Consider the following 22373-nt stretch of genomic DNA (forward strand, 5'->3'; position numbering starts at 1 on the left):
GAGCCGTTAACTCCTCCCCCTGGCAAGGGGGAGGCTGGGAGGGGGTCTATCACCCTAACTCTCTTTCCGAAGAAACGACGGGACGCCTGAACCGCAGGCGCAAACGGTCAAAGAACAGATAAACCACCGGCGTGGTGTACAGCGTCAGCAGTTGGCTGACCACCAAACCGCCTACAATAGTTATCCCGAGCGGCTGGCGCAGTTCCGCACCGTCACCGCTGGTGAGCACCAGCGGCAATGCCCCAAACAGCGCCGCCAGCGTGGTCATCATAATCGGGCGAAAGCGCAGCAGACAGGCCTGGAAAATCGCCTCTTCAGGCTGCAGGTTCCCGTTACGCTGCGCGTCGATGGCAAAGTCCACCATCATGATGGCGTTTTTCTTCACAATGCCAATTAACAGCATGATCCCGATAAGCGCAATCAGGCTAAACGGTGCGCCAAATAATTCCAGCGCCAGTAACGCGCCGACGCCCGCAGAGGGTAGGGTTGAGAGGATCGTCAGCGGGTGAACGTAGCTCTCGTACAAAATCCCCAGCACGATGTAGACGGTAGCAATGGCGGCGATGATTAGTAGCACCTGGGATTTCATCGTGTCCTGGAACACCTGCGCGGTTCCGGCGTACATGCCGCGCACCGTTGACGGCACGCCGAGCGCGGTCATGGTGCGGTCGATAGCCTCGCTCGCTTCCGATAACGACACCCCGGTTGGCAGGTTAAAGGAAACGGTGGAGGCTGCCGACAGCCCCTGATGATTGACCGAAAGCGGCGCGTTCGCCGGTTGCCATTTGGCAAAATATGAAAGCGGAATCGCTTTGCCTTCTTTATTGATAACGAACATCTGATCCAGGGCGCTGATGTCCTGTGTGTAGCGCGGATCGACCTGCATGACCACTTTGTACTGGTTAAGCGGCTGATAGATAGTCGAGATTTGTCGTTGTCCAAACGCGTTATTTAGCAGATTGTTGGCATCGCTGACGCTAATCCCAAGCCGCGCCATGGTTTCACGGTCATACACCAGATCCATCTCCGCGCCGTTGTTCTGGCTGTCGGAGTTCACATCGGCAAGCTGCGGCAGCTTAGCAAGCGCCTGGCGGATCTTCGGCTCCCAGGTGCGCAAATCGGCCAGATTATCTGACAGCAACGTGTACTGATAGCTGGCGTTAGCCTGGCGTCCGCCGACGCGAATATCCTGAACCGCCATCAGGAACAGGCTGGCTCCGGGCTCTTTTGCCAGCGCTTTACGCAGGCGGTCAATAACCTGTTGCGCGGACTCTTTGCGCTCGGAGAGCGGCTTTAACGAGATGAACATCATGCCGCTGTTGACCCGCGAACCGCCGGTAAACCCTGTCACGTTTTCCACTGCCGGATCTTCACGAATGATTTTCATAAAGTCCTGCAATTTGCCGCGCATCGCCTGGAATGAAATGCTCTGGTCGGCCTGAATATTGCCCATCAAACGCCCGGTGTCTTGCTCCGGGAAGAAGGTTTTCGGGATGGCGATATACAGCCAGATGTTGAGTGCAATGGTCGCTAACAGCACCACGCCCACCAGTCGGGTATGGTTGAGCACCCATTTCAGCGAGCGCCCGTAGCCTTGCTGCATCGCCACTAAAAGGCGGCCAAATCCGCGATTGCGGGTCGGCGCGTGCTGCGGTTTATTCTTCAATAGCCAGCCGCACATCATCGGCGTGAGCGTAATCGACACCAATAGCGAAATGCCGATGGCGACCGACAGCGTGACGGCAAACTCTTTAAATAGTCTTCCCGGTAAACCGCCCATTAACAGCAGCGGCAGGAAAACGGCGACCAGCGATAAGCTCATCGACAGCACCGTAAAACCCACTTCGCGCACGCCCTGAAGCGCCGCCTGCAACGGTTTAACGCCCGCTTCCAGATGGCGAGAAATATTCTCCAGCACCACAATCGCATCATCCACCACAAAGCCGGTGGCGATAGTCAGCGCCATTAACGACAGATTATTCAGGCTGAAGCCGCACAAATACATGGCGATGAAAGTGCCAATCAGCGAAACTGGCACCGCAACGGCAGGAATCAACGTTGCACGCCCGGATCGCAGGAACACGAATACCACCAGGATCACCAGCGCGATGGAGATAATCAGCGACTGTTCGACTTCCGCAAGCGAGGCGCGAATGGTTGGCGAGCGATCCTGCGCAATTTGCAAATCAATCGACGCGGGAATGGTTTCGCGCAGCTCGGGGATTTTCGCCCGAATACGGTCAACCGTCTCGATGATGTTCGCTTCCTGGGATTTGCGAATCATCAGCAAAATGGCCGGTTTCGCGTTGGTCATCCCGGCGTTGCGTACGTCCTGCACGGAGTCGGTGACGTTAGCCACATCACGCAGATGCACTGCGCCCCCGCTATTGTAATGAATAATCAGCGGCTGATATTCCGCCGCGGTTTTCAGCTCGTCGTTGGTTTGCAACTGCCAGCGCTTAGAGTGGTCTTCGACGGCACCTTGCGGGCGTCGTACGTTAGCGTTGTCGATAGCCGTGCGCACCGCATCCAGGGAAACGCCCTGGTTAAACAGCGCCTGCGGGTTGAGATCGACGCGCACCGCCGGGAGCGAACTTCCGCCGACATCCACATCCCCCACGCCGTCAATTTGCGCGACGGTCTGCGCCAGTTGCGTGGAGGCGAAGTCATACAGTTGGCCTTGCGAGAGGGTGTCGGAGGTCAGCGTCAGAATAATGATCGGGGCATCTGATGGGTTGGCTTTACGGTAGGTCGGGCGGCTGGGCATTCCGCTTGGCAACAGGCTTTGAGCGGCGTTAATCGCGGCCTGCACGTCACGCGCGGCACCGTTGATGTCCCGGTCAAAGTTGAATTCCAGAATGATGCGCGTGCTGCCGAGTGAACTGGATGAGGTCATTTCACTGACGCCCGCGATACGCCCAAGCGCGCGTTCAAGCGGCGTTGCCACCGACGACGCCATGGTTTCAGGTGACGCGCCGGGCAGAGAGGCGCTGACCATAATCACCGGGAAATCCACCTGCGGCAGCGGGGCGACCGGCAGCAAACGGAAGCCCAGCACGCCACACAGCGTGAGGGCCACCGTCAGGAGAATGGTGGCGACGGGCCGATAGATGAACAGTGCAAAGAATTTCACAGCACGTCCTCATCACCACGAGCGAAGCGACGACGCACCGCGTGCGACAGGTTATCAAACAACAGGTAAATAACCGGCGTGGTGAACAGCGTTAACACCTGGCTGACCAACAATCCGCCCACCATCCCGATCCCCAATGGGCGGCGCAGCTCTGCCCCAACGCCCGTCGAGAGCATCAGCGGCAGCGCCCCAAGCAGGGCGGCAAGGGTTGTCATCAGAATTGGGCGGAAACGCAAAAGGCAGGCCTGATAAATCGCGTCGTAGGGTTTCATCCCCTGCTCACGTTCAGCCGCCAGCGCGAAGTCGATCATCATGATGGCATTTTTCTTCACGATACCGATTAGCAGGATGATGCCGATTATCGCAATCACATCCAGTTCAGCGCCCGCCAACATCAGCGCCAGCAGCGCGCCCACGCCTGCGGTGGGCAGCGTAGAAAGAATGGTTATCGGATGAATGAAACTCTCATACAGCACGCCGAGCACAATATACATCGCCACTACGGAGGCTACGATCAACCAGATGGTGCTCCCTAACGCGGCCTGGAAGGCCAGGGTGCTGCCCTGGAATTGGGTGGTGATATCCGCCGGCATAGCGAGATCTTTTTCTGCCGCCGTTATCGCGTTGACCGCCTCTTCCAGCGAATAGTTACTGGTGACGTTAAATGAGAAGGTGCTCGACGGGAACTGGTCGAGATGGTTTACCGTCAGCGGGGCTAAGCGCTGCTCGATTTTTGCAATGGCGCTTAGCGGCACGCTGCCACCCTCGGTGCTGGCAAGACGGATATTATCCAGCGCGCTCAGGCCTGGCGTGGCGCTGGTGTCGTGCTCAAGCACCACGCGATACTGGTTCGCCTGCGTGTAAATGGTAGAAATCAGGCGCTGACCAAACGCGTTGTACAGCGCGTTATCCACATCTGACATCGAGATCCCCAGGCGGCTGGCGCTGGCCCGGTCAACGTTGACGTAAGCCACCAGCCCCTGATCCTGCCAGTCGCTGCTGACATCCGCCAGTTGCGGCAAGGTGCGCAATTTTTCTGTCAATTGCGGAACCCAGGTGCTGAGCTCGTCGAGTGATGTGGCCTGCAGGCTGAACTGATATTGCGTGCGGCTCACGGTGGTATCGATAGTCAGATCTTGCACCGGCTGCAGGTAAAGCGCCACGCCAGGGACTTTCGCGACATCACTCTGCAGACGTTCAATCACCACAGGAATGCGGTCGTCACGGTCGCTCAACGGTTTAAGGTTGATTTGCAAACGCGCGCTGTTCAGCGACGGGTTAGTGCCGTCCACGCCAATAAATGACGTCAGGCTTTCCACCGCCGGATCTTTCATTATCACGTCTGCAACCTGCTGCTGGCGCTGAGCCATGTTGGCAAATGAGACGGACTGCGGGGCTTGTAGCGTGCCCTGAATAATGCCGTTATCCTGAATCGGGAAGAAGCCTTTCGGGATGAAAATCCACAGCAAAACGGTGAGCGCCAGGGTACCGAAAGCGACGCCCAGCGTCAGCCACGGGTGATTTAACACGCGCGTTAGCATTCGCCCATAACCGGCAATCACACGGTCGAAAAAGCGCTCGCTGGCGCGGGAAAAACGGTTCTGTTTACGCAGCGATTCGTGGCTTAACATGCGGGCGCACATCATTGGCGTCAGCGTCAGCGACACCACCGCAGAAATCAAAATGGCAATCGCCAGCGTGACGGCAAACTCGCGGAACAAGCGTCCCACGATATCGCCCATAAACAGCAGCGGGATTAGCACCGCAATCAGCGAGAAGGTCAGTGAAATAATGGTAAAGCCAATCTCGCCCGCGCCTTTTAGCGAGGCGGCAAGCGGCTTTTCACCTTTTTCGATATAGCGTGAGATGTTTTCGATAACCACAATGGCGTCATCGACCACAAAACCGGTGGCGATGGTTAGCGCCATGAGCGTCAGGTTATTTATCGAGAAGTCCAAAAAGACCATCACGGCAAAGGTGCCAATCAACGACAGCGGCACTGCAACCGCCGGAATAATGGTCGCCGGAACATTGCGCAGGAACAGATAAATGATCATCACTACCAGCGCGATGGCGAGCATTAATTCGTGCTGCGTATCGGTGACCGAGGCGCGAATATTGGTGGTGCGGTCGCTGAGTAATTTGACCTCGACCGATTTGGGCAAACTTTTGGTTAACGCGGGCAACATCGCACGAATGCTGTCGGCGGTATCGATAATGTTGGCCCCCGGCTGGCGCTGGACGTTCATCACAATCGCGGGCTGTTTGTTCGCCCAGGCACCGAGCCAGGCATTTTCTGCACCTTGCTCAACGGTTGCCACATCCCCAAGACGAATGGGTGCCCCGTTCTGATACGCAATAATCAGGTTGCGGTATTCATCGGCAGACTGCATTTGGTCGTTTGCCGAGAGGGTAACGGCGCGTTCCGGGCCATCCAGGCTGCCCTTTGCCGAGTTGACGTTGGCGCTGGTGATTGCCGTGCGCACCGTTTCGCTGGTTAATCCGAGGGCGGCAATGGCGGGCGCGTTGAGTTTCACGCGCACAGCAGGGCGCTGGCCGCCGGAAAGTGTCACCAGACCGACGCCGGAAACCTGCGAAATTTTTTGCGCGACACGCGTCTCTACCATGTCTTCAACTTGCGTCATTGGCATGGCGGTGGAGGTGACGGCGAGCGTCATAATTGGCGGATCGGCGGGGTTAACTTTGCTGTAAACCGGCGGGTTAGGCAGATCGTTTGGCAGCAGGTTGGTGGCGGCGTTAATCGCGGCTTGAACTTCCTGCTCGGCAACATCTAATGGCAGCGTAAGCTGGAATTGCAGCGTAATGACCGAGGCACCGCCTGCACTCTGCGAGGACATCTGTTTCAGGCCGGACATCTGCCCAAACTGGCGCTCAAGCGGCGCGGTAATCGCCGATGTCACCACATCCGGGCTGGCACCCGGATAAAGGGTGACGACCTGGATTGTCGGGTAATCCACTTCGGGGAGTGCCGAAACCGGCAGGAAGCGATAACCAATAATCCCGGCAAGCAAAATAGCCACCATTAAAAGCGTGGTGGCGACGGGCCGCAGGATAAACAGGCGAGACGGGCCTCCCGTGGCGCTCGGGGGTAACACCTGCATCAGGAAGCCGCTCCGTTACGTTTGTGCTTTTTCTGCGTTTCTGCAGGCACGGAAGGTGTGCTTGCCGTGGCAGATTGCGCCTCGACGACTTCAACTTTTGCGCCTTCGGTCAGGCGGTCAATCCCGTCGGTGACGACACGGTCGCCAGCAGACAGGCCTGCGGTAATCACTACTTTTTGGCTGTCCTGAATGCCTGTCGTCACGAGGTGTTTGCTGACTTTATCTTCGCTATTAAGCACCCAGACGAAGTTGCCTTCGTTACCCATTTGCACGGCGGCAGTTGGGATGACGACCGCATTTTGCTGGGTATCCACCAGCATGTGCGCATTCACAAACTGATTCGGGAAAAGTGCATCGTCTTCGTTATTAAAACGGGCTTTGAGTTTGATGGTGCCGGTGGTGGCGTCAATCTGGTTATCCAGGCTTAACAATGAACCGCTGCTGAGTTTCTGCTTGTTGGTGCGATCCCAGGCCTCAACGCTCAGCGTAGCGCCCGCTTTTTGCGCCTTAACGACGGTGGCGATGTCGCCTTCCGGCAGGGTAAAGATCAGGTCGATAGGGTGAGTTTGCGTCAGAACCACGATCCCGGCGGTGTCGCCGCTGGAAATCTGATTGCCGATATCTACCTGTTTAAGCCCCACGCGGCCATCAATGGGCGCGGTGATGCGGCTCCAGTCGAGCTGCAATTGTGCGCTGGCAACGGCGGCTTCATCCGCTTTGATCGTGCCGACGGACTCATTCACTAACGCTTGTTGAGCATCCATTTCCTGGCGAGAAACCAGATTAGTTTTTACCAGTTGCTGGTAACGCGCCAGATCGCGACGGGCGTTGGCGAGCGTTGCCTGATCTTTGGCGAGCTGGCCTTGTGCCTGGGCGAGGGCGATTTTGAATTGGCTTGGGTCAATTTCTGCCAGTAAATCACCGGCTTTAACCTGTTGCCCTTCCTGGAAGTGAATGGCCTGTAGCTGCCCATCTACACGGCTACGCACGGTAACGGTATTCGCGGCGGTAATCGTCCCGAGCCCGGTGAGATAACGCGGCACCGATTCACTGGCTGCTGTCGCCGCCTGAACCGGGGCGAGCGCACCACCGCGCATCCCTGGTCGACCACCAGCAGGGCGTTGCTGCGCTGATTGCGAGCGAGCGTTATCGTTATCGGTAATCGTGCTGCGCCAGTAAAAAACGGCGGCGATAACGACAATAACGGCTACAGCAATCCATAACCAACGTGCGGTGAAAGTGCCTTTCATATGTGTACTTGTTCTCTTCCTGAAACTATTCGGCCTAATGATACTAGTGTAGTGAGGGAGGAGGGCGGAAAAATGGAGGAATTATGAAGTACTGTATGGATTAGTCCTGGAAGGCGATTTTTTACGAGAAGCCTCGTAGGATTTTGATGAGAAAGTATCCTGACCACGTTTTTGCCAATAACCTGTGGTTTATATTTTAAATATAAACTATAGTTTATAAGGTGATGGTATGGGATGGATTGTTTACACAACACCACGTTTCGATGAGTGGTTTGATAGCCAAAGCGAAGAGCTTCAGGATCGTACATTACATGCGTTAGGGAATTTACAATTTTTGGGGCCAGGCTTGTCTCGCCCTTACGCAGATACGCTAAAGGGGTCTCGCTTCACCAATATGAAAGAGCTAAGAATTCAACATTGCGGCAGGCCTATTCGTGCATTTTATGCTTTTGATTTTTCCCGAAATGCCATCGTGCTTTGTGCGGGAGATAAATCGAAGAGTAAGCGGTTTTACGAAACCATGATGAGTATTGCTGACAAAGAGTTTTTGGCTTGGTTGAAGTCACAGGAGAAATAGCATGAAAAGCGACACGAAAGGTTATAGAACACTTGAAGAAATAATTGCCACGCTTTCGCCAGAAAGACAGAAACGAGTCGCTGAAGCTACCGAGGCACTCATCCTGGAAAGCTGCTTGCATATGATTCGCGAACAAATGGGCTGGTCGCAAAAGCAGTTAGCGGAAGCCATGGGAATCAGCCAGCCTGCGGTTACCGCGATTGAAAAACGGGGCAATGAAGTTAAGTTAGGGACGTTAAAGCGCTACATAGAGGCGTTGGGCGGCAAATTATCGCTGCAAATTGAATTTCCGGATGGCGTTAAGCAACTTAACATTTAAACGCCGCAGGTTTACCCGCGGCGTTGTCGTTAATCCCGGAACACTACATCTGCCCAACGGGCAAGGCCTGCGGTAACGGAGCCGAAATCATCGCCTCCTGCAAGTGGAATTCCGGGCAGTTGCTGAGCCAGCGCCTGTTTAAGCAGGGGCGAACGCGCGCTACCGCCGGTAAGATAAATCACATCGGGCTTCACTGTGCTGTTTTCCAGCGCCAGGGTGACCTGCTCCAGAATGCGTTGCAGCGGCTGGCTGATGGCGCTTTCCAGCTCCGGCTGAGTAATCTCGCAGCCCAGTTCTTTGCTGATAAACGGCAGCAGTGTGGCAACGTGTTTGCTATCGGAAAGCGCAATTTTACTCTCTTCAGCCGCGCGCACCAGGCGATAGCTCAGACGCTGACGCCAGACTTTTTGCAGGAAGGCCACTTTCTCCGGTTCGCGCGAATCGCGCACCAGTTCATTGAGCATGCGGCCATTGGCGCTGCTGTAGAAATCGTTTTGCGCTGGAACATCGTTAATGGCAACCGCATTCCACCATGGCAACACCGGCAGAGCGATACCTTTCTCGGTTTGGCCGCCCATACCCAGTAGAGGGGAAAGCTGCTTAAAGGCCAGCATAATATCGAGATCGTTACCGCCCACGCGGCAACCACTGTGGCCGAGCAGACTCTGTTCACGGTCACGACGGGCGCGCCATTGTGGCCCCATCAGCAGTACGGAACAGTCGGTCGTACCACCGCCGATGTCGACAACCAGGACGCGCTTCTCCTCCGTTAATGTGGCTTCGAAATCAAGCCCCGCGGCGACCGGCTCAAACTGGAACACCACATCTTTAAAACCGGCACGGTGCGCTGCGCGATCGAGGATCCCTTGCGCCTGCTGGTTGGCTTCATCTCCACCCAGACCCTGGAAGTTAATCGGGCGGCCAATCACGGCCTGAGTGATCGGTTCGGCGACCTGGCTTTGCGCCTGATTGCGAATATGCAGCATCATGGCGCAGACTAAATCTTCAAATAGTGCGACCTGTTGGGGTTTCAAACCGCTGGCACCCAGGAAAGATTTTGGCGATTTAACGAAGTAAACCTCTTCCGGATCTTCCATATACTGACGCAGAGAACTTAGCCCGAACTGCACGCTATTCGGCAAGACATCAATATCTTCTTCGCGATTAAAAGAGACCGCGCGACGCAGCAACGCCTGGGTTTCGGTCCCGGTCGCAGGAACATCATGGTGGCGATAGAGCCACTCGCTGACGGATTCACGCGTCGGGGCGCACAACATTGACGGAAGCAATGTCGAGCCGTTTTCCATCTCCAGCGCCTGTGGAACGCCATCGCGCATCACTGCTACCGAGCAGTTTGCTGTACCATAATCGAAGCCTATAAATTGCATAATATCCCCATGCCGGTGAAGAAGGGGGGCGACTTTAGCGGAATGTTAAGCATCGGGCAACTCGAATTATTTGAGCTCGTTAAAGAGAGGATGGAATCATGTATCAGCTGGACTATATCCCGCCTTATGACTGGAAATGGATGTTTGGTTTTCTGGCGGCTCGTGCGGTCGATGGCATCGAATCGGTGAGTGAAACGCGTTATTGCCGCAGTTTTGCCATTGACGGTCACCAAGGGTTACTGACGCTGGAACCTGACGAAACCGCCTGCAAGCTAAACGTGACGCTAAGTGAAGGCTTGCAGCCCGTTGCCCATGAGGTTTTACGCCGCATAAAACAGCTCCTGGATCTGGAATGCCAGCCGAACACTATTCTTGAAAGTCTCGGTGAATTATCAGCGGCGCGTCCTGGCTTGCGGTTACCGGGATGTATGGACACCTTCGAGCAATCGGTGCGCGCGATTTTAGGCCAGTTGGTTAGCGTGGCGATGGCGGCAAAGCTCACTGGTAAGCTTGTACAAAATTTTGGCGAACCGTTGGCTGAAAATCCTGGCTGGCGAGTGTTCCCAACGCCTGAACGGCTGGCATCATTGGTTCCGGATCAGTTGAAACAGCTCGGCATGCCCCTTAAACGCGGTGCCGCGATTATTCATCTGGCGCAATTAAGGGTAAAAGGTGAGCTGCCGCTGCACTGCCCGGCGGACGTAGAACAAGGGGTAAAAGAGCTGATAACTTACCCGGGAATAGGCCGCTGGACGGCAAACTACATCGCGTTACGCGGCTGGCAGGCAAGCGATGTTTTCTTGCCCGACGATTACCTGATTAAGCAGCGTTTCCCCGATATGACACCCGCGCAAATTCGCTGTTACGCAGAGCGCTGGAAACCCTGGCGCTCCTATGCGTTGTTGCATATTTGGTACAGTGAAGGTTTGTTGATTAAAGGTTAGACTAGAATAGTGCCAATATGACTAAAAAGTATTGTTTGAACTTGTAACTCAGTTCGGTAAGTACGAAAATCTCCAGTTGCTACTCTAATTAATAGCCATTCATAAGTAGTGATGATTTAAATCATTGATGTTATTTGAAGTCCTCAAACGAAGAAGGGTAGGCAGTGAAAATTCTGGTGACAGGAGCAACTGGGTTTGTAGGTAGTCAGTTACTTAAAGAACTCAAAACTAAACAATACGATGTGATCGGCACTTCTCGGCGTTCAGTTCAAGCAGAATCGGATCTTGTTAACATCGGTAATATCTCTGAACAAACAGATTGGTCTACAACATTAGTTGGATGTGATGTTGTTGTTCATACCGCTGGGCGAGCGCATATGATGAACGATCAAGCTGATGATAAGTTAGCTGAATTTCGCCGAGTCAACCGAGATGCGACGCTTAAATTAGCTCGTGATGCGCATGCCGCAGATGTGAAGCATTTTATCTTTATTAGTTCGATAGGGGTAAATGGCAACATTACGAAGAATGAAGCTTTTACAGAGGCATCTACCCCAAACCCAACTTCCGATTATGCTATTTCTAAACTAGAGGCTGAATTAGCCTTATGTAACGAATTCAGCAATACCTCTATGGCCATCACGGTCATTCGCCCTGCACTCATTTGTGGGGAAAATGCGCCTGGCAATATCCGACGCTTGCTCAGACTTGTTGAAAGTGGAATTCCTTTGCCTTTTAAAGGGATTAAAAATAAAAGAGGAATGGTTTCACTTAACAATGTTGTGAGTTTTATCATTGCCTGCATAGAAAACCCGTTGTCACAGAATGAGCTTTTCTTGCTTGCAGACATAGATAAACCAACAACAGAAGGCATTGTTCGCTCATTTGCTGCAGGGATGAATAAACCTGCGCGAATCGTTTGGTTCCCGTCCTCTATTTTAAAAGCAGGATTAAAAATTATTAAAAAAGAAAGTCTTTATGAGCAGCTCTTTGGCTCACTAGATATTGATGCTAGCAAAGCAACTAACCTTCTAGGCTGGGTACCCCCAGCAAATATATTTGAAACTATGAAACAAACCTCAGCGTATTATAAGGATGCAAAATAATGCAGGTAATGAGTATAGCCGTGGTCATCTTTGTTTTCTCATTTGTGTTGACCTGGTGTATCCGAATTTATGCGTTAAAGAATAATGTTATCGATATTCCTAACCAGAGAAGCTCACATTCTGTACCGACCCCTCGCGGCGGCGGGGTCGCTATTGTTGTGGCTTTTTTGATTGGTATCATTGTGTTAAACGTTACAGACACTGTCACTTTTGCACAAATGTTGTCTTTATTTATTGCTGGGTTTATTACCGCAGTTGTAGGGTTTCTTGACGATCATGGGCATATCGCCGCGCGTTGGCGTCTATTGATGCATTTCTTGGCCGCCGCCGCAGGGCTCTTTTTCCTTGCGCAATTCCCCACGATTGACCTTTTTGGTTATCAATTTTCTGCCGGATTGGCGGGAATGATTTTTGGCTTGGTTTATCTGGCATGGATGTTAAATCTCTATAATTTTATGGATGGTATAAATGGTCTTGCCAGCATGGAAGCCATTTTCTTTGCCTTAGCCTCTTGTGTCATTATTGTATTTGCTGTTCCAAATGCAATGGAAACCACTCAGGTCGCAATTTTACCTTTACTGGGCTGTGCCGCACTTGGATTTATTGTTTGGAATTTCCCGAAAGCAAAAATCTTTATGGGCGATGCCGGCAGTGGCTTCCTGGGTATTACGATTGGACTTATAGTCCTGCATGTGTCACTGCTTGATAGTAAACTATTTCTTGCTGAAATCTGCCTGCTAGGTGTGTTTATCGTTGATGCAACGACCACATTACTTCGTAGATTAATTGCCGGAAAGAAAATCTATGAAGCACATGCCAGTCATACCTATCAAATTTTTGCTCGTAAATATGGTTCACACAAGCCAGTAACCACAGGGGCTTTTATTATTAATCTCGTGTGGCTGTTCCCTATTGCACTGCTTATCTCTTCTGGAAAAGTTACTGGCGTAGTCGGTGTGTTTATCGCATGGTTGCCATTACTCATTACGGCGTATCGTAGTGGCGCGGGAGTTAAGGATAAGGTTTAAAGTCAGGTGAAAAAAAATTTACTCATTATTGGTGCGGGTGGACATGGACGCTGTATTGCTGAACTTGCAGCGCTGACAGGTGAGTTTTCGCAGGTTAATTTCCTCGATGACGCCTGGCAACCTGAGTTGGCCGCGGAGTCAAAAATTGTTGGGCGAACAGAGCATCTTGCTAAGTATAAACACTCTTTCAGTCATGTTTTTATCGGCATTGGCAACAATAGCGTCCGAGAGAAACTCCACGCGCAAGTGCTCGCGCAAGGCATGAGCCTGGCAACGTTAGTTCATCCTACCGCGTTCATCAGCCCCTCGGCGCAAATTGGTAGAGGTACGGTTGTATTCGCTGGTGTTGTAATAGGGCCAGGTTCACATGTCGGTGATAATGTAATCATTAATTGTAATTCAACAATTGATCATGATGGATTCGTGGATGATTTTGCGCACTTAGGCGTCGGGGTGCAATTGGCTGGGAGCTGCCATATTGGTAAAAGCGTGTTCATTCAGGCCGGATCGTGTGCTGGTTTTGGAGTAGTTGCTGAGCCCTACGCTGTCTTTGCGCCGGGATCCACATTGAAATCACGAGCATGATGCTCAGAGGATAATTGGTTAAAAAATATGCTTACGTATTTGCTGTCACTGCCAAGACCTTTAAAAAGACTTATCACGCTAGCTATTGATACCGTTCTTTTACTTTGTGCTTTCTGGTTCGCGTTTTGGGTGCGCATTGACTCAATGACTCCATTGAGCAGTTGGCCACATTGGGGACTCATTCTTTCAATTGTTGCTGTTACCTTAGCCTTCTTTATCAAGCTTGGTTTATATCGTGCGGTTATTCGCTACATTACAGCGAAAATATTAGTCGCTGTAACTATGGGGATGATTGCTTCAGCTGTTCTTCTCATTATTGCTGCGTTCTATACTAATATTTTCCTGCCGCGCACAATTCCTTTTATCTATTTCTCATTCGGTTTGTTAATGATTGCTGGTTCTCGCCTTGCGTTAAGGATGATCATTAACCGGAGTTTGAAATTGGGCACCAAAATTATCATTTATGGTGCTGGTGCTTCGGGGCGTCAGCTTTTACCTGCGCTAAGCCAGGCTGCTGAATATTTCCCAGTTGCATTTGTGGATGATAATCCTCGTTTACAGGGTACGGTAATGCACGGAGTGACCGTCTATCCTCCCGAAAAACTAGCCATGTTGGTTGAAAAGTTTGAAGTAAAGAAAATCCTTCTTGCTATGCCCAGTGCAAGTCGTTCGCGCAAGAATGCAGTTATTCAGATGCTTGAAGGATTACCCTGTGAAGTTTTATCTATACCGGGTATGGTCGACTTAGTTGAAGGGAAAGCGAGAATCGACAGTCTGCGGAAAGTGTCGATTACCGACCTGCTTGGACGAGATCCTGTTGATCCTGTTCCTGAGCTTATTGCCCGAAATATCACCGAAAAAGTGGTTATGGTCACTGGTGCTGGTGGTTCGATTGGCTCGGAACTTTGTCGGCAGATTTTACAGAACAAACCGAAAGTTCTGGTTCTATATGAGATGTCAGAATTTTCGCTTTATGCTATTGAGCGAGAACTCACCACCTATCTTTCCACTCATTCACTTGATGTAGCGCTTTACCCTGTACTTGGGAATGTTCAGGATCAGGAGCATGTTGAACGAGTTTTAAAAAGTTTCCATGTTCAAACCATCTACCATGCTGCGGCTTACAAACATGTTCCTTTGGTTGAATATAATGTTGCCGATGGAGTGCGTAACAATGTGTTTGGGACATTATCCTGCGCGAAAGCTGCCATTAACTGCCAGGTTGACAATTTTGTACTGATTTCAACGGATAAAGCTGTACGCCCAACAAATACTATGGGGGCGACGAAACGTATGGCTGAGCTTGTGCTGCAAGCCTTATCGGCGCAGTGTTCCTCGACGTGTTTTAGTATGGTACGTTTTGGAAATGTTTTAGGGTCCTCAGGTTCGGTTGTGCCTTTGTTTGAAAAGCAAATTGACACCGGCGGTCCTATTACCCTTACACATCCTGATATCATTCGTTACTTTATGACTATTCCCGAAGCCGCCCAGTTAGTTATCCAGGCAGGCGCTATGGGGAACGGTGGAGATGTCTTCGTATTGGATATGGGGGAGCCGGTTAAAATTATTGATTTGGCACACCGTATGGTGACATTAAGTGGTTTGACCGTACGAGATGAGCATAATGCTGATGGTGACATTGAGATTAAAACCACAGGTTTGCGCCCTGGCGAAAAGCTTTTTGAAGAGTTATTGATCGGCGAAAACGTCTCTGTTACGCAGCATCCGCGAATTTTAACTGCAAATGAAGTCATGCTTCCGTGGGAAGAGCTTAATGATTACATTGAAGAATTAAATCTTGCCTGTAGTCATTTCGATCAAAGGCGTATTAGAGAGCTATTGTTGAAAGCACCTACAGGTTTCAAACCGACAGATGAAATCTGCGATGTAATATGGAATCAATCAAGATAAAGATTACGTAATGAAAAGCCGGTATGGTAAATCCCCACCGGCTTTTTTAGCGCTTAATTAATCGCAAAATAGCTGCTGGTTAACAGCATTTCCAGCGGTGTCGGCGGGCTTACGGCTTCGCCATATATCAGGTCGATGCCGATACCGGAAAGCGTGTCCATCACCATTGGCATATCGGCTGGGCCCGCAATAGTTTGCAGCGACTGGCGTTGGGCGTGGCCGTGAATAATAGTGACCATCATTTCGTCCATCAGATTGCTGTGCACGTTTTGAATCAGCTCTTCATCCACAATAATGTAGCTGAACCAATGGGGTGTAACGCGCTTAAAGATATCCAGATCGCGCCCGACGTGGCTCAGAATCAATGGGCAGCCGCTGTCGCGCAGCCGTTGCAGGTTTCGGTCAATTTTTTCATCTTCGTTTTGCAGCGCTTCGCAGGGGATCATCAAATGCAGCAAGCGTGCAGGCAGCGTTCCGTTGGATAAATGTGCCAACAGCTCATCAACGACATGATCGTTTGCCAGACCGTGAGAGGAGAGGGTAAGCGCTACGCCAAAGCCTTTATTCGTCACCTGTTGGGCAAACTTAGTGAAGAATTCATTAAAAATCCGCCGATCGAGCGCGCATTGCAGCTCTTTGTCGGTCACTGCGTCGCGCAACATCGTTTCGTCAATCACCACGCCGTCGCTTCCCCAGAAACGTAGCGACATCAAATAGAAGCTGGTGGATTCCGGCACGCGCGGCGGGGCAACGCCTCTGGTGATCATCAGAATAGGGTTTTCATGGATGATCCGTTTTTGCTCTTCCAGCGAGAGGCTTTGGCCGTTTTTACCGATCTCATGTTCTGAAGATTCAAAGACCGTCACTCGCCCACGGCCCCCGTTTTTAGAGGCGTAGCATGCAATATCTGCCTGAGAAAGCACTTCGGAGGCGACTCGATTATCGGCATCAATTTGGGTGATTCCGGCGCTCGCACCGATGCGGTGTAAACGTCCGTTCCACGTAAAGTGATAGTCGTTAATGCTCTGGATAATACGCTCAGAAATATGGCGGGCGTTGTCCGCCGAGCAGTCCGGCAATAGCAGACCAAACTCATCCCCACCCAGACGCGCCAGGAAATCCCCGGTGCGTAACATACTGAGCATTAATGACGAAAGCTCGCGCAGCAGCGCATCTCCCGCCGCGTGGCCTGCAGTGTCATTCACCGCTTTGAAGCGGTCGAGATCGATAAACACCAGAGCGTGGCGCTGGCGATTTTCCCCCGCGCTTTGCAACAAACGTTTGAGGTGATTTTCGAAACTGGCACGGTTAGCCAGATGCGTCAGCCCGTCGTGAGAGGCGCTGTAACTCAGTTGCTTGAGCATTTTGCGCGATTCAGTCACATCCTGAATAACCAGTACTGAGCCAATGCTTTGCCCGTCGAGCGTGGTTAAAGGCGTAATGCTGTAATGGATGTCGTAGCTGCCGCCGTTGCGGCAATGCAGAACCACATCGTGTTCAATCGTAGTGCGTGAATAATCGCCGCTGTGAATGTTTTCCATCACGGGCCCTGTGTCGCCGAATGTGATGTGCAAAATCGCCAGAATATGTTGGCCAATTGCCTGCTGTTGCGGCCAGCCGCTGAGTTTCTCGGCGATAGGATTCATAAAGGTGATATTCATATCAACGTCGGTACAGACGACGGCTTCACCAATCGAATCCAGCGTGATGTGCAGACGCTCTTTTTCCTGATACAGCGCTTCGTTCAGTTGCTTAACTTCTGTCATATCCATGTTGATGCCAAGCAGGCGCTCAACATCACCATTTTTATTTAAAACGCGGTTTGCCAGGGAGCGAATATGGCGAATCCCGCCTTTAACATGGATGCGGTACTCCAGTTTAAACGGTACGCGGGCCCGCAAAGCGTCATGTACAACTTTCTCAGCGGCCGGGGCGTCGTCTGCGACAAGACGTTCAAGCCAGAGCGCGTAGGTAGGTTTTATATGCGAAGGGACTTCGTAGAGATCAAACATCCGTTTGTCCCAGCTAATGACATCGCTGCCCAAATCCCATTCCCAGATGCCAATCCCGCCCGCTTCGTTAGCCAGGGTGATGCGTTCCATCAGGCGTTTGTTCACCCATTCGGTCTGTTTGAGGTCATTAATATCTTCGATTTGCGCGATTAAATAGAGGGGCGAGCCGTCAATGTCGCGAACGATTGACACCGCCAGCAGAGCCCACACCACATCACCTTTGCTGGTGTAGTAGCGCTTTTCCATCGAATAACTATTAATGCTGCCGCTGACCAGCATATTGAGCTGCTGCAAATCGGCATGTAAATCTTCCGGATGCGTGATTTGCTGGAACGTCAGTGAACGGAGTTGTTCTGGCGTATAACCGAGAAATTTACTCAACGATTTATTGACTTGCAGCCACTGCCCATCGGTTGAAACCAGCGCCATTCCGATAGCGGAATACTCCATTGCATTGCGAAAGCGCGCTTCGCTTTCAGTGATGTGTTTACGTTCTTCACGAAACGAATACATCACCATGGTCATCACATTCGCGGGCAAGAGAATCATCAGGAAGGGGAGCCAGGGGGCATTTTCCATGACGGCGGTGTGAGGTTGTATGGTGATCGTGTTATGGGTGGCCATCATTAATGAGACAACCATTAGCGTGCCCAAAAATATAACGAAGGCTTCCAGGCGCGGCAGGCGAATTGCGCTCCACATCAGGAAAACAATAATAAAGGTAAAGGGCCACGGCATATAACGCAGCGCAAGATAGCTGAGGGTTAAAGTAATAACAAAAGTGAATATTGTTTCCAGAAATAGTTTCGGGTTTTTATGGCGTAATAAATACTCAGGCTTAAACAATAATGCGGTCGGCACTAATGCCAGGGTGCCAATCGTTTCGGATAACATCCAAACGAAAAATATTTTGGTCACGCTGCCGCCATCCGGGCCCGCCAGCCATACCGCCAGCACACCGCCGATAATCGGTGGGATTATCGCACTACAGATGACAAGGCTCACCCAATTATTCAGATTTTGTAATGGGTTATGTGAAGGTAGAAAACGCCGCAGTAATGATGCGCCCAGTAATGCTTCGATAATATTGATTGCCGTATAGCCGAGATTAATTTCATTTATGGGCAGCAAAACAGCGGAAGCACATAAACTTCCCAGCGCACAAATGACAATGAGCATGGGCCACAGGCGAAGCGGATTACGGAATAATGCCACCATCATGATAGAGGTTGGAAACCATAGCGGCGCTAAAACAGTACCCACCAGAGATAATTTCAGTGAGTAATAAGTAAATATAAAGCTTAAAACCCCCAACCCCACTGGCAGTACGAAGGAAGGCATTGCGATTAACTCTTTTGTGCTTTGTCTGGTCATTACCGCAAATCCGTTAAGGCGTGCCGCCAGGTGCCATGCCCGGATGCAAATAAAAAGATAAGTTTTGGTTTATGCTAGTACAAACAATTTACAATTCCTATGCAGTGCGCTCATAAATTAACATCAAGAACTCGTAAAAAGTGATATTTGAGATACTTATTTCCTCCTCTTGATAATAGTCATGTTATTGGAAAGGGCATTCCTTCATTTTTACCGGTCAGACAGGTGACAGGCGAAAATCGCCCGCTCGTGTGCATTACTCTGGTATCAGCGGGCGGAACTCCCTATAATTGCGGCGTTTGACGCAGTAGCGTCGCCCTTCCTCAACATTTAAGTCAACAAGGCTCGTTACAACATGACTGACAAGTCCCATCAATGCGTCATCATCGGGATAGCCGGTGCGTCGGCTTCAGGAAAAAGTCTTATTGCCAGCACACTGTATCGTGAACTGCGCGACCAGGTTGGTGATGAACACATTGGTGTCATTCCAGAAGACAGTTACTACAAAGACCAAAGCCATCTTTCGATGGACGAACGAGTTAAGACTAACTACGACCATCCTAACGCGATGGACCACAACCTGCTGTTCCAGCATTTACAAATGCTTAAAGCTGGCAACCCTATCGAACTGCCGGTTTACAGCTATGTGGAACACACCCGCACCGGTAACACCGTTCATTTAATGCCGAAGAAAGTCATCATTCTGGAAGGGATTTTGTTGCTGACGGATGCCCGTCTGCGCGAAGAGATGAATTTCTCCATTTTTGTTGATACGCCGCTGGATATTTGCCTGATGCGCCGTATGAAACGCGATGTTAATGAGCGCGGTCGTTCCATGGACTCGGTTATGGCTCAGTACCAGAAAACCGTGCGTCCAATGTTTTTACAGTTCATCGAACCGTCCAAGCAGTATGCTGATATCATCGTGCCGCGCGGGGGTAAAAACCGCATCGCCATTGATATTCTTAAAGCGAAAATCAGTCAGTTCTTTGAATAATCACCCGGCATAACCGCCACAGGCGAGCGCAATATTGACACCCGCTCGCAATTCCCAGTATTTACCCGTCGTAGCGTGGCTATCTCAGCCTCGCTGTGGCAGGGTAGACAAAACTGAGCATGAGATAAGGAGCATCACTGATGCGTTTGTGTGACCGCGACATAGAAGCCTGGCTTGATGACGGGCGCTTAACGATTACCCCTCGTCCGCCAGTTGAACGCATAAGCGGTGCTACCGTTGATGTGCGTTTGGGGAACAAATTCCGTACCTTCAGTGGTCATACCGCTCCGTTTATCGATTTAAGCGGCCCGAAAGATGAAGTGAGCGAAGCCCTGGAGCGCGTGATGAGTGACGAAATCGTCCTCAATGAAGGCGACGCATTTTATCTACATCCGGGCGAGCTGGCTTTGGCCGTCACGCTTGAGTCCGTTACGATTCCCGCTGATTTAGTCGGTTGGTTAGACGGGCGTTCATCTCTGGCGCGTCTGGGGTTGATGGTTCACGTCACCGCGCACCGTATCGATCCGGGCTGGCATGGCTGCATTGTGCTTGAGTTCTATAATTCCGGTAAACTGCCACTGGCGTTACGTCCGGGAATGATGATCGGAGCGCTGAGTTTCGAGCCGCTTTCTGGCCCGGCCGCACGTCCTTATAACAGCCGCCAGGATGCGAAATATCGCGATCAACAAGGCGCTGTTGCAAGTCGTATTGATAAGGACTGAGTTCCCATCGATTTGAGGGCAATATGAAACGATTTTTAACCACGCTGATGATCTTGCTGGTCGTACTGGTTGCCGGTCTTTCAGCGTTGGTGTTGTTGGTTAACCCCAATGATTTTCGTGCATATATGGTGCGCCAGGTTGAAACGCGCAGCGGCTACCAGCTTAATTTGAGTGGGCCGCTACGCTGGCACGTCTGGCCGCAGCTCAGTATTTTATCCGGGCGCATGTCGCTGACGGCACCGGGTGCCAGCCAACCGCTGGTCAGCGCGGACAACATGCGCCTCGATGTGGCGTTAATCCCGCTGTTATCTCACCAGCTTCAGGTTCGTGAGGTGATGCTCAAAGGGGCGGTTATCCAGCTTACGCCGCAAACCGAAGAGCGCCGCCCGAAAGATGCCCCGGTTGGGCCATCAACTACGATTACCCCTCCTGATGAAGACCGTGGCTGGTCATTTGATATCGGTAAATTAAAAGTGGCGGATAGCGTCCTGGTGTTCCAGCACGCGGGCGACGAGCAAATTACCGTGCGCAATATCAATCTGCAAATGGAGCAGAATGATAAAAAACAGGCGCACATTGAGCTGAGCAGCCGTATTAATCGTGACCAGCGAGACCTGAATTTGTCGCTGGTCGCAGACCTTGATGCCAGCGACTATCCGCAGCAACTGAATGCCACAATCTCTAAACTTGATTACCAGCTTCAGGGGGCCGATCTCCCGGCGACAGGAATTGCCGGTAACGGGACGCTCGTCCTGCGCTGGCTTGAGCAGCAGCGTCGGCTTGAACTGAATCAACTTCAACTAACCGCTAACGACAGCGATCTGCAAGGTAACGCCAGCGTTGTGCTGGAAGAGAAACCTCAGTGGGTGCTCGATCTTCATGCCAATAAGTTGAATCTGGATGGCCTTGTTGCCGCCACTGCTGTAACCAGTACCAGGGCGGTGCAACAGGCGCAGCAGCAAAACACGTTACCGCGCCCGATCATCGCCTCCGGTATTGACGACGCCAGTTACCAGAACCTGCGTGCGTTTAGCGCTCAGGTGAAAATCGCCGCTTCCTCGGTACGCTGGCGCGGCCTGGACTTCACCGATGTGCAATCGGCGATAATGAACAAATATGGCCTGCTTACGGTTTCGGAATTAACGGGGAAATTCGGCAAAGGCAGTATGTCGTTCCCCGGCGAGCTTGATGCGCGCCAGAATCACTCTCAGTTAACCTTCCAGCCTAAGGTTGAGGAAATTGAAATCGGGCCGATTCTGACAGCCTTCAACTACCCGATTGCTTTGTCTGGGGTGCTGTCGATGGAAGGTGAGTTCAGCGGCGACAAACTTAATGCCGATGCTTTCCGCCGCAGTTGGCAGGGGGATGCGAGCATCACCATGACCAACACCACCATGCAGGGGATGAACTTCCAACAGTTGATTCAGCAAGCGGTGACCCGCAGTAATGGCGATGTTCAGGCCCAGGAAAACGACGACAACGTTACGAGGCTCGACAGTTTATCCGCCCAGGCGAGTCTGGATAACGGTGATCTGGTGCTCAATAAAATGAGCGGCAAATCTTCCATGCTGGAGCTGACAGGCCAGGGGACGCTCGATCTCATTAAAGAGCAGTGCGATGCCCGCTTTAACGTTACGGTGCTCGGCGGTTGGAAAGGGGACAGCAAGCTGATTGATGTCCTGAAAACCACGCCAATTCCACTGCGCGTTTACGGCCCGTGGCAGAAGATGAACTACTCTTTGCAGGTGGATCAAGTGCTGCGTAAGCAGTTGCAGGGCGAAGCCAAACGCCGTCTGAATGACTGGTTAGATCGCCACAAAGACAGCAGCAAATCGAAAGATGTGAAGCAACTGCTGGATAATCTGTAATCTGCAAGACAAGTCAGAGAGAACCCAGGTTCTCTCT

Annotated in this window: 15 protein-coding genes; 10 read left to right on the top strand and 5 right to left on the bottom strand. The window is 51.6% G+C overall.

Annotated features, from left to right (window positions below):
* Positions 1 to 49: 49 nt before the first annotated feature.
* Genes mdtC through AB1E22_RS16800 form a run of 3 tightly spaced genes read right to left on the bottom strand, consistent with a single transcriptional unit; the run spans position 50 to position 7505 of the window.
* Complete coding sequence (gene mdtC, locus AB1E22_RS16790; protein WP_367596366.1) at positions 50 to 3133, bottom strand: multidrug efflux RND transporter permease subunit MdtC; 3084 nt, start codon at positions 3131 to 3133, stop codon at positions 50 to 52.
* The gene (locus AB1E22_RS16795) at positions 3130 to 6255 is read right to left on the bottom strand and encodes an MdtB/MuxB family multidrug efflux RND transporter permease subunit (protein WP_367596367.1); all 3126 of its coding nucleotides are present in this window, start codon (positions 6253 to 6255) and stop codon (positions 3130 to 3132) included. Before AB1E22_RS16795 ends, mdtC begins: the two co-directional genes overlap by 4 nt.
* Positions 6255 to 7505: an MdtA/MuxA family multidrug efflux RND transporter periplasmic adaptor subunit gene (locus tag AB1E22_RS16800; protein ID WP_367596368.1), complete on the bottom strand. Its 1251-nt coding sequence runs from the start codon at positions 7503 to 7505 to the stop codon at positions 6255 to 6257. The genes AB1E22_RS16795 and AB1E22_RS16800 overlap by 1 nt, the downstream gene beginning before the upstream one ends.
* A 238-nt stretch (positions 7506 to 7743) precedes the next feature.
* Between AB1E22_RS16800 and AB1E22_RS16805 the strand changes: the two genes are divergently transcribed.
* Positions 7744 to 8082 carry a type II toxin-antitoxin system RelE/ParE family toxin gene (locus AB1E22_RS16805; protein ID WP_367597392.1) on the top strand — a complete coding sequence of 113 codons (339 nt, stop codon included), beginning with the start codon at positions 7744 to 7746 and terminating at the stop codon, positions 8080 to 8082.
* A 1-nt stretch (position 8083) separates the two neighbouring features.
* Positions 8084 to 8401, top strand: coding sequence for a helix-turn-helix domain-containing protein (locus AB1E22_RS16810; RefSeq protein WP_367596369.1), 318 nt, complete (start codon positions 8084 to 8086; stop codon positions 8399 to 8401).
* A 29-nt stretch (positions 8402 to 8430) separates the two neighbouring features.
* On the opposite strand, the gene yegD is transcribed toward AB1E22_RS16810, so the two are convergent.
* On the bottom strand, positions 8431 to 9789 hold the full coding sequence (yegD, locus tag AB1E22_RS16815) for a molecular chaperone (RefSeq protein WP_367596370.1): 1359 nt from the start codon (positions 9787 to 9789) through the stop codon (positions 8431 to 8433).
* Positions 9790 to 9887: 98 nt separating this feature from the next.
* Here yegD and alkA point away from each other — a divergent pair, with 98 nt between their 5' ends.
* The 5 genes from alkA to AB1E22_RS16840 all read left to right on the top strand — a co-directional run bounded on the left by alkA (position 9888) and on the right by AB1E22_RS16840 (position 15363).
* Entirely contained in the window at positions 9888 to 10733 is an 846-nt protein-coding gene (alkA, locus tag AB1E22_RS16820; RefSeq protein WP_367596371.1) for a DNA-3-methyladenine glycosylase 2, read from the top strand.
* Positions 10734 to 10897: 164 nt separating this feature from the next.
* Positions 10898 to 11839 carry an NAD-dependent epimerase/dehydratase family protein gene (locus tag AB1E22_RS16825; protein ID WP_367596372.1) on the top strand — a complete coding sequence of 314 codons (942 nt, stop codon included), beginning with the start codon at positions 10898 to 10900 and terminating at the stop codon, positions 11837 to 11839.
* The gene (locus AB1E22_RS16830; protein ID WP_367596373.1) at positions 11839 to 12867 is read left to right on the top strand and encodes an MraY family glycosyltransferase; all 1029 of its coding nucleotides are present in this window, start codon (positions 11839 to 11841) and stop codon (positions 12865 to 12867) included. Before AB1E22_RS16825 ends, AB1E22_RS16830 begins: the two co-directional genes overlap by 1 nt.
* A 6-nt stretch (positions 12868 to 12873) precedes the next feature.
* Positions 12874 to 13452, top strand: a complete 579-nt coding sequence (locus tag AB1E22_RS16835) for a NeuD/PglB/VioB family sugar acetyltransferase (RefSeq protein ID WP_367596374.1) — start codon at positions 12874 to 12876, stop codon at positions 13450 to 13452.
* Positions 13453 to 13596: 144 nt separating this feature from the next.
* Positions 13597 to 15363 (top strand): polysaccharide biosynthesis protein, encoded by a 1767-nt coding sequence (locus AB1E22_RS16840; RefSeq protein WP_437178389.1) that lies wholly within the window; start codon positions 13597 to 13599, stop codon positions 15361 to 15363.
* Between the two features lie 53 nt (positions 15364 to 15416).
* Here AB1E22_RS16840 and AB1E22_RS16845 read toward each other — a convergent pair whose 3' ends face one another.
* Positions 15417 to 18749: a diguanylate cyclase gene (locus AB1E22_RS16845; protein ID WP_367596377.1), complete on the bottom strand. Its 3333-nt coding sequence runs from the start codon at positions 18747 to 18749 to the stop codon at positions 15417 to 15419.
* 355 nt (positions 18750 to 19104) lie between these two features.
* On the opposite strand from AB1E22_RS16845, the gene udk reads away from it, so the two are divergent.
* The 3 genes from udk to asmA all read left to right on the top strand — a co-directional run bounded on the left by udk (position 19105) and on the right by asmA (position 22336).
* Positions 19105 to 19746 carry a uridine kinase gene (gene udk / locus AB1E22_RS16850; RefSeq protein WP_367596378.1) on the top strand — a complete coding sequence of 214 codons (642 nt, stop codon included), beginning with the start codon at positions 19105 to 19107 and terminating at the stop codon, positions 19744 to 19746.
* Between the two features lie 140 nt (positions 19747 to 19886).
* Positions 19887 to 20468, top strand: a complete 582-nt coding sequence (gene dcd / locus AB1E22_RS16855; RefSeq protein ID WP_367596379.1) for a dCTP deaminase — start codon at positions 19887 to 19889, stop codon at positions 20466 to 20468.
* A 23-nt stretch (positions 20469 to 20491) separates the two neighbouring features.
* The gene (asmA, locus tag AB1E22_RS16860) at positions 20492 to 22336 is read left to right on the top strand and encodes an outer membrane assembly protein AsmA (RefSeq protein WP_367596380.1); all 1845 of its coding nucleotides are present in this window, start codon (positions 20492 to 20494) and stop codon (positions 22334 to 22336) included.
* The last annotated feature ends 37 nt before the right edge of the window (positions 22337 to 22373 follow it).

This window comes from Buttiauxella gaviniae, from assembly GCF_040786275.1.
Classification (GTDB): Bacteria; Pseudomonadota; Gammaproteobacteria; order Enterobacterales; family Enterobacteriaceae; genus Buttiauxella; species Buttiauxella gaviniae_A.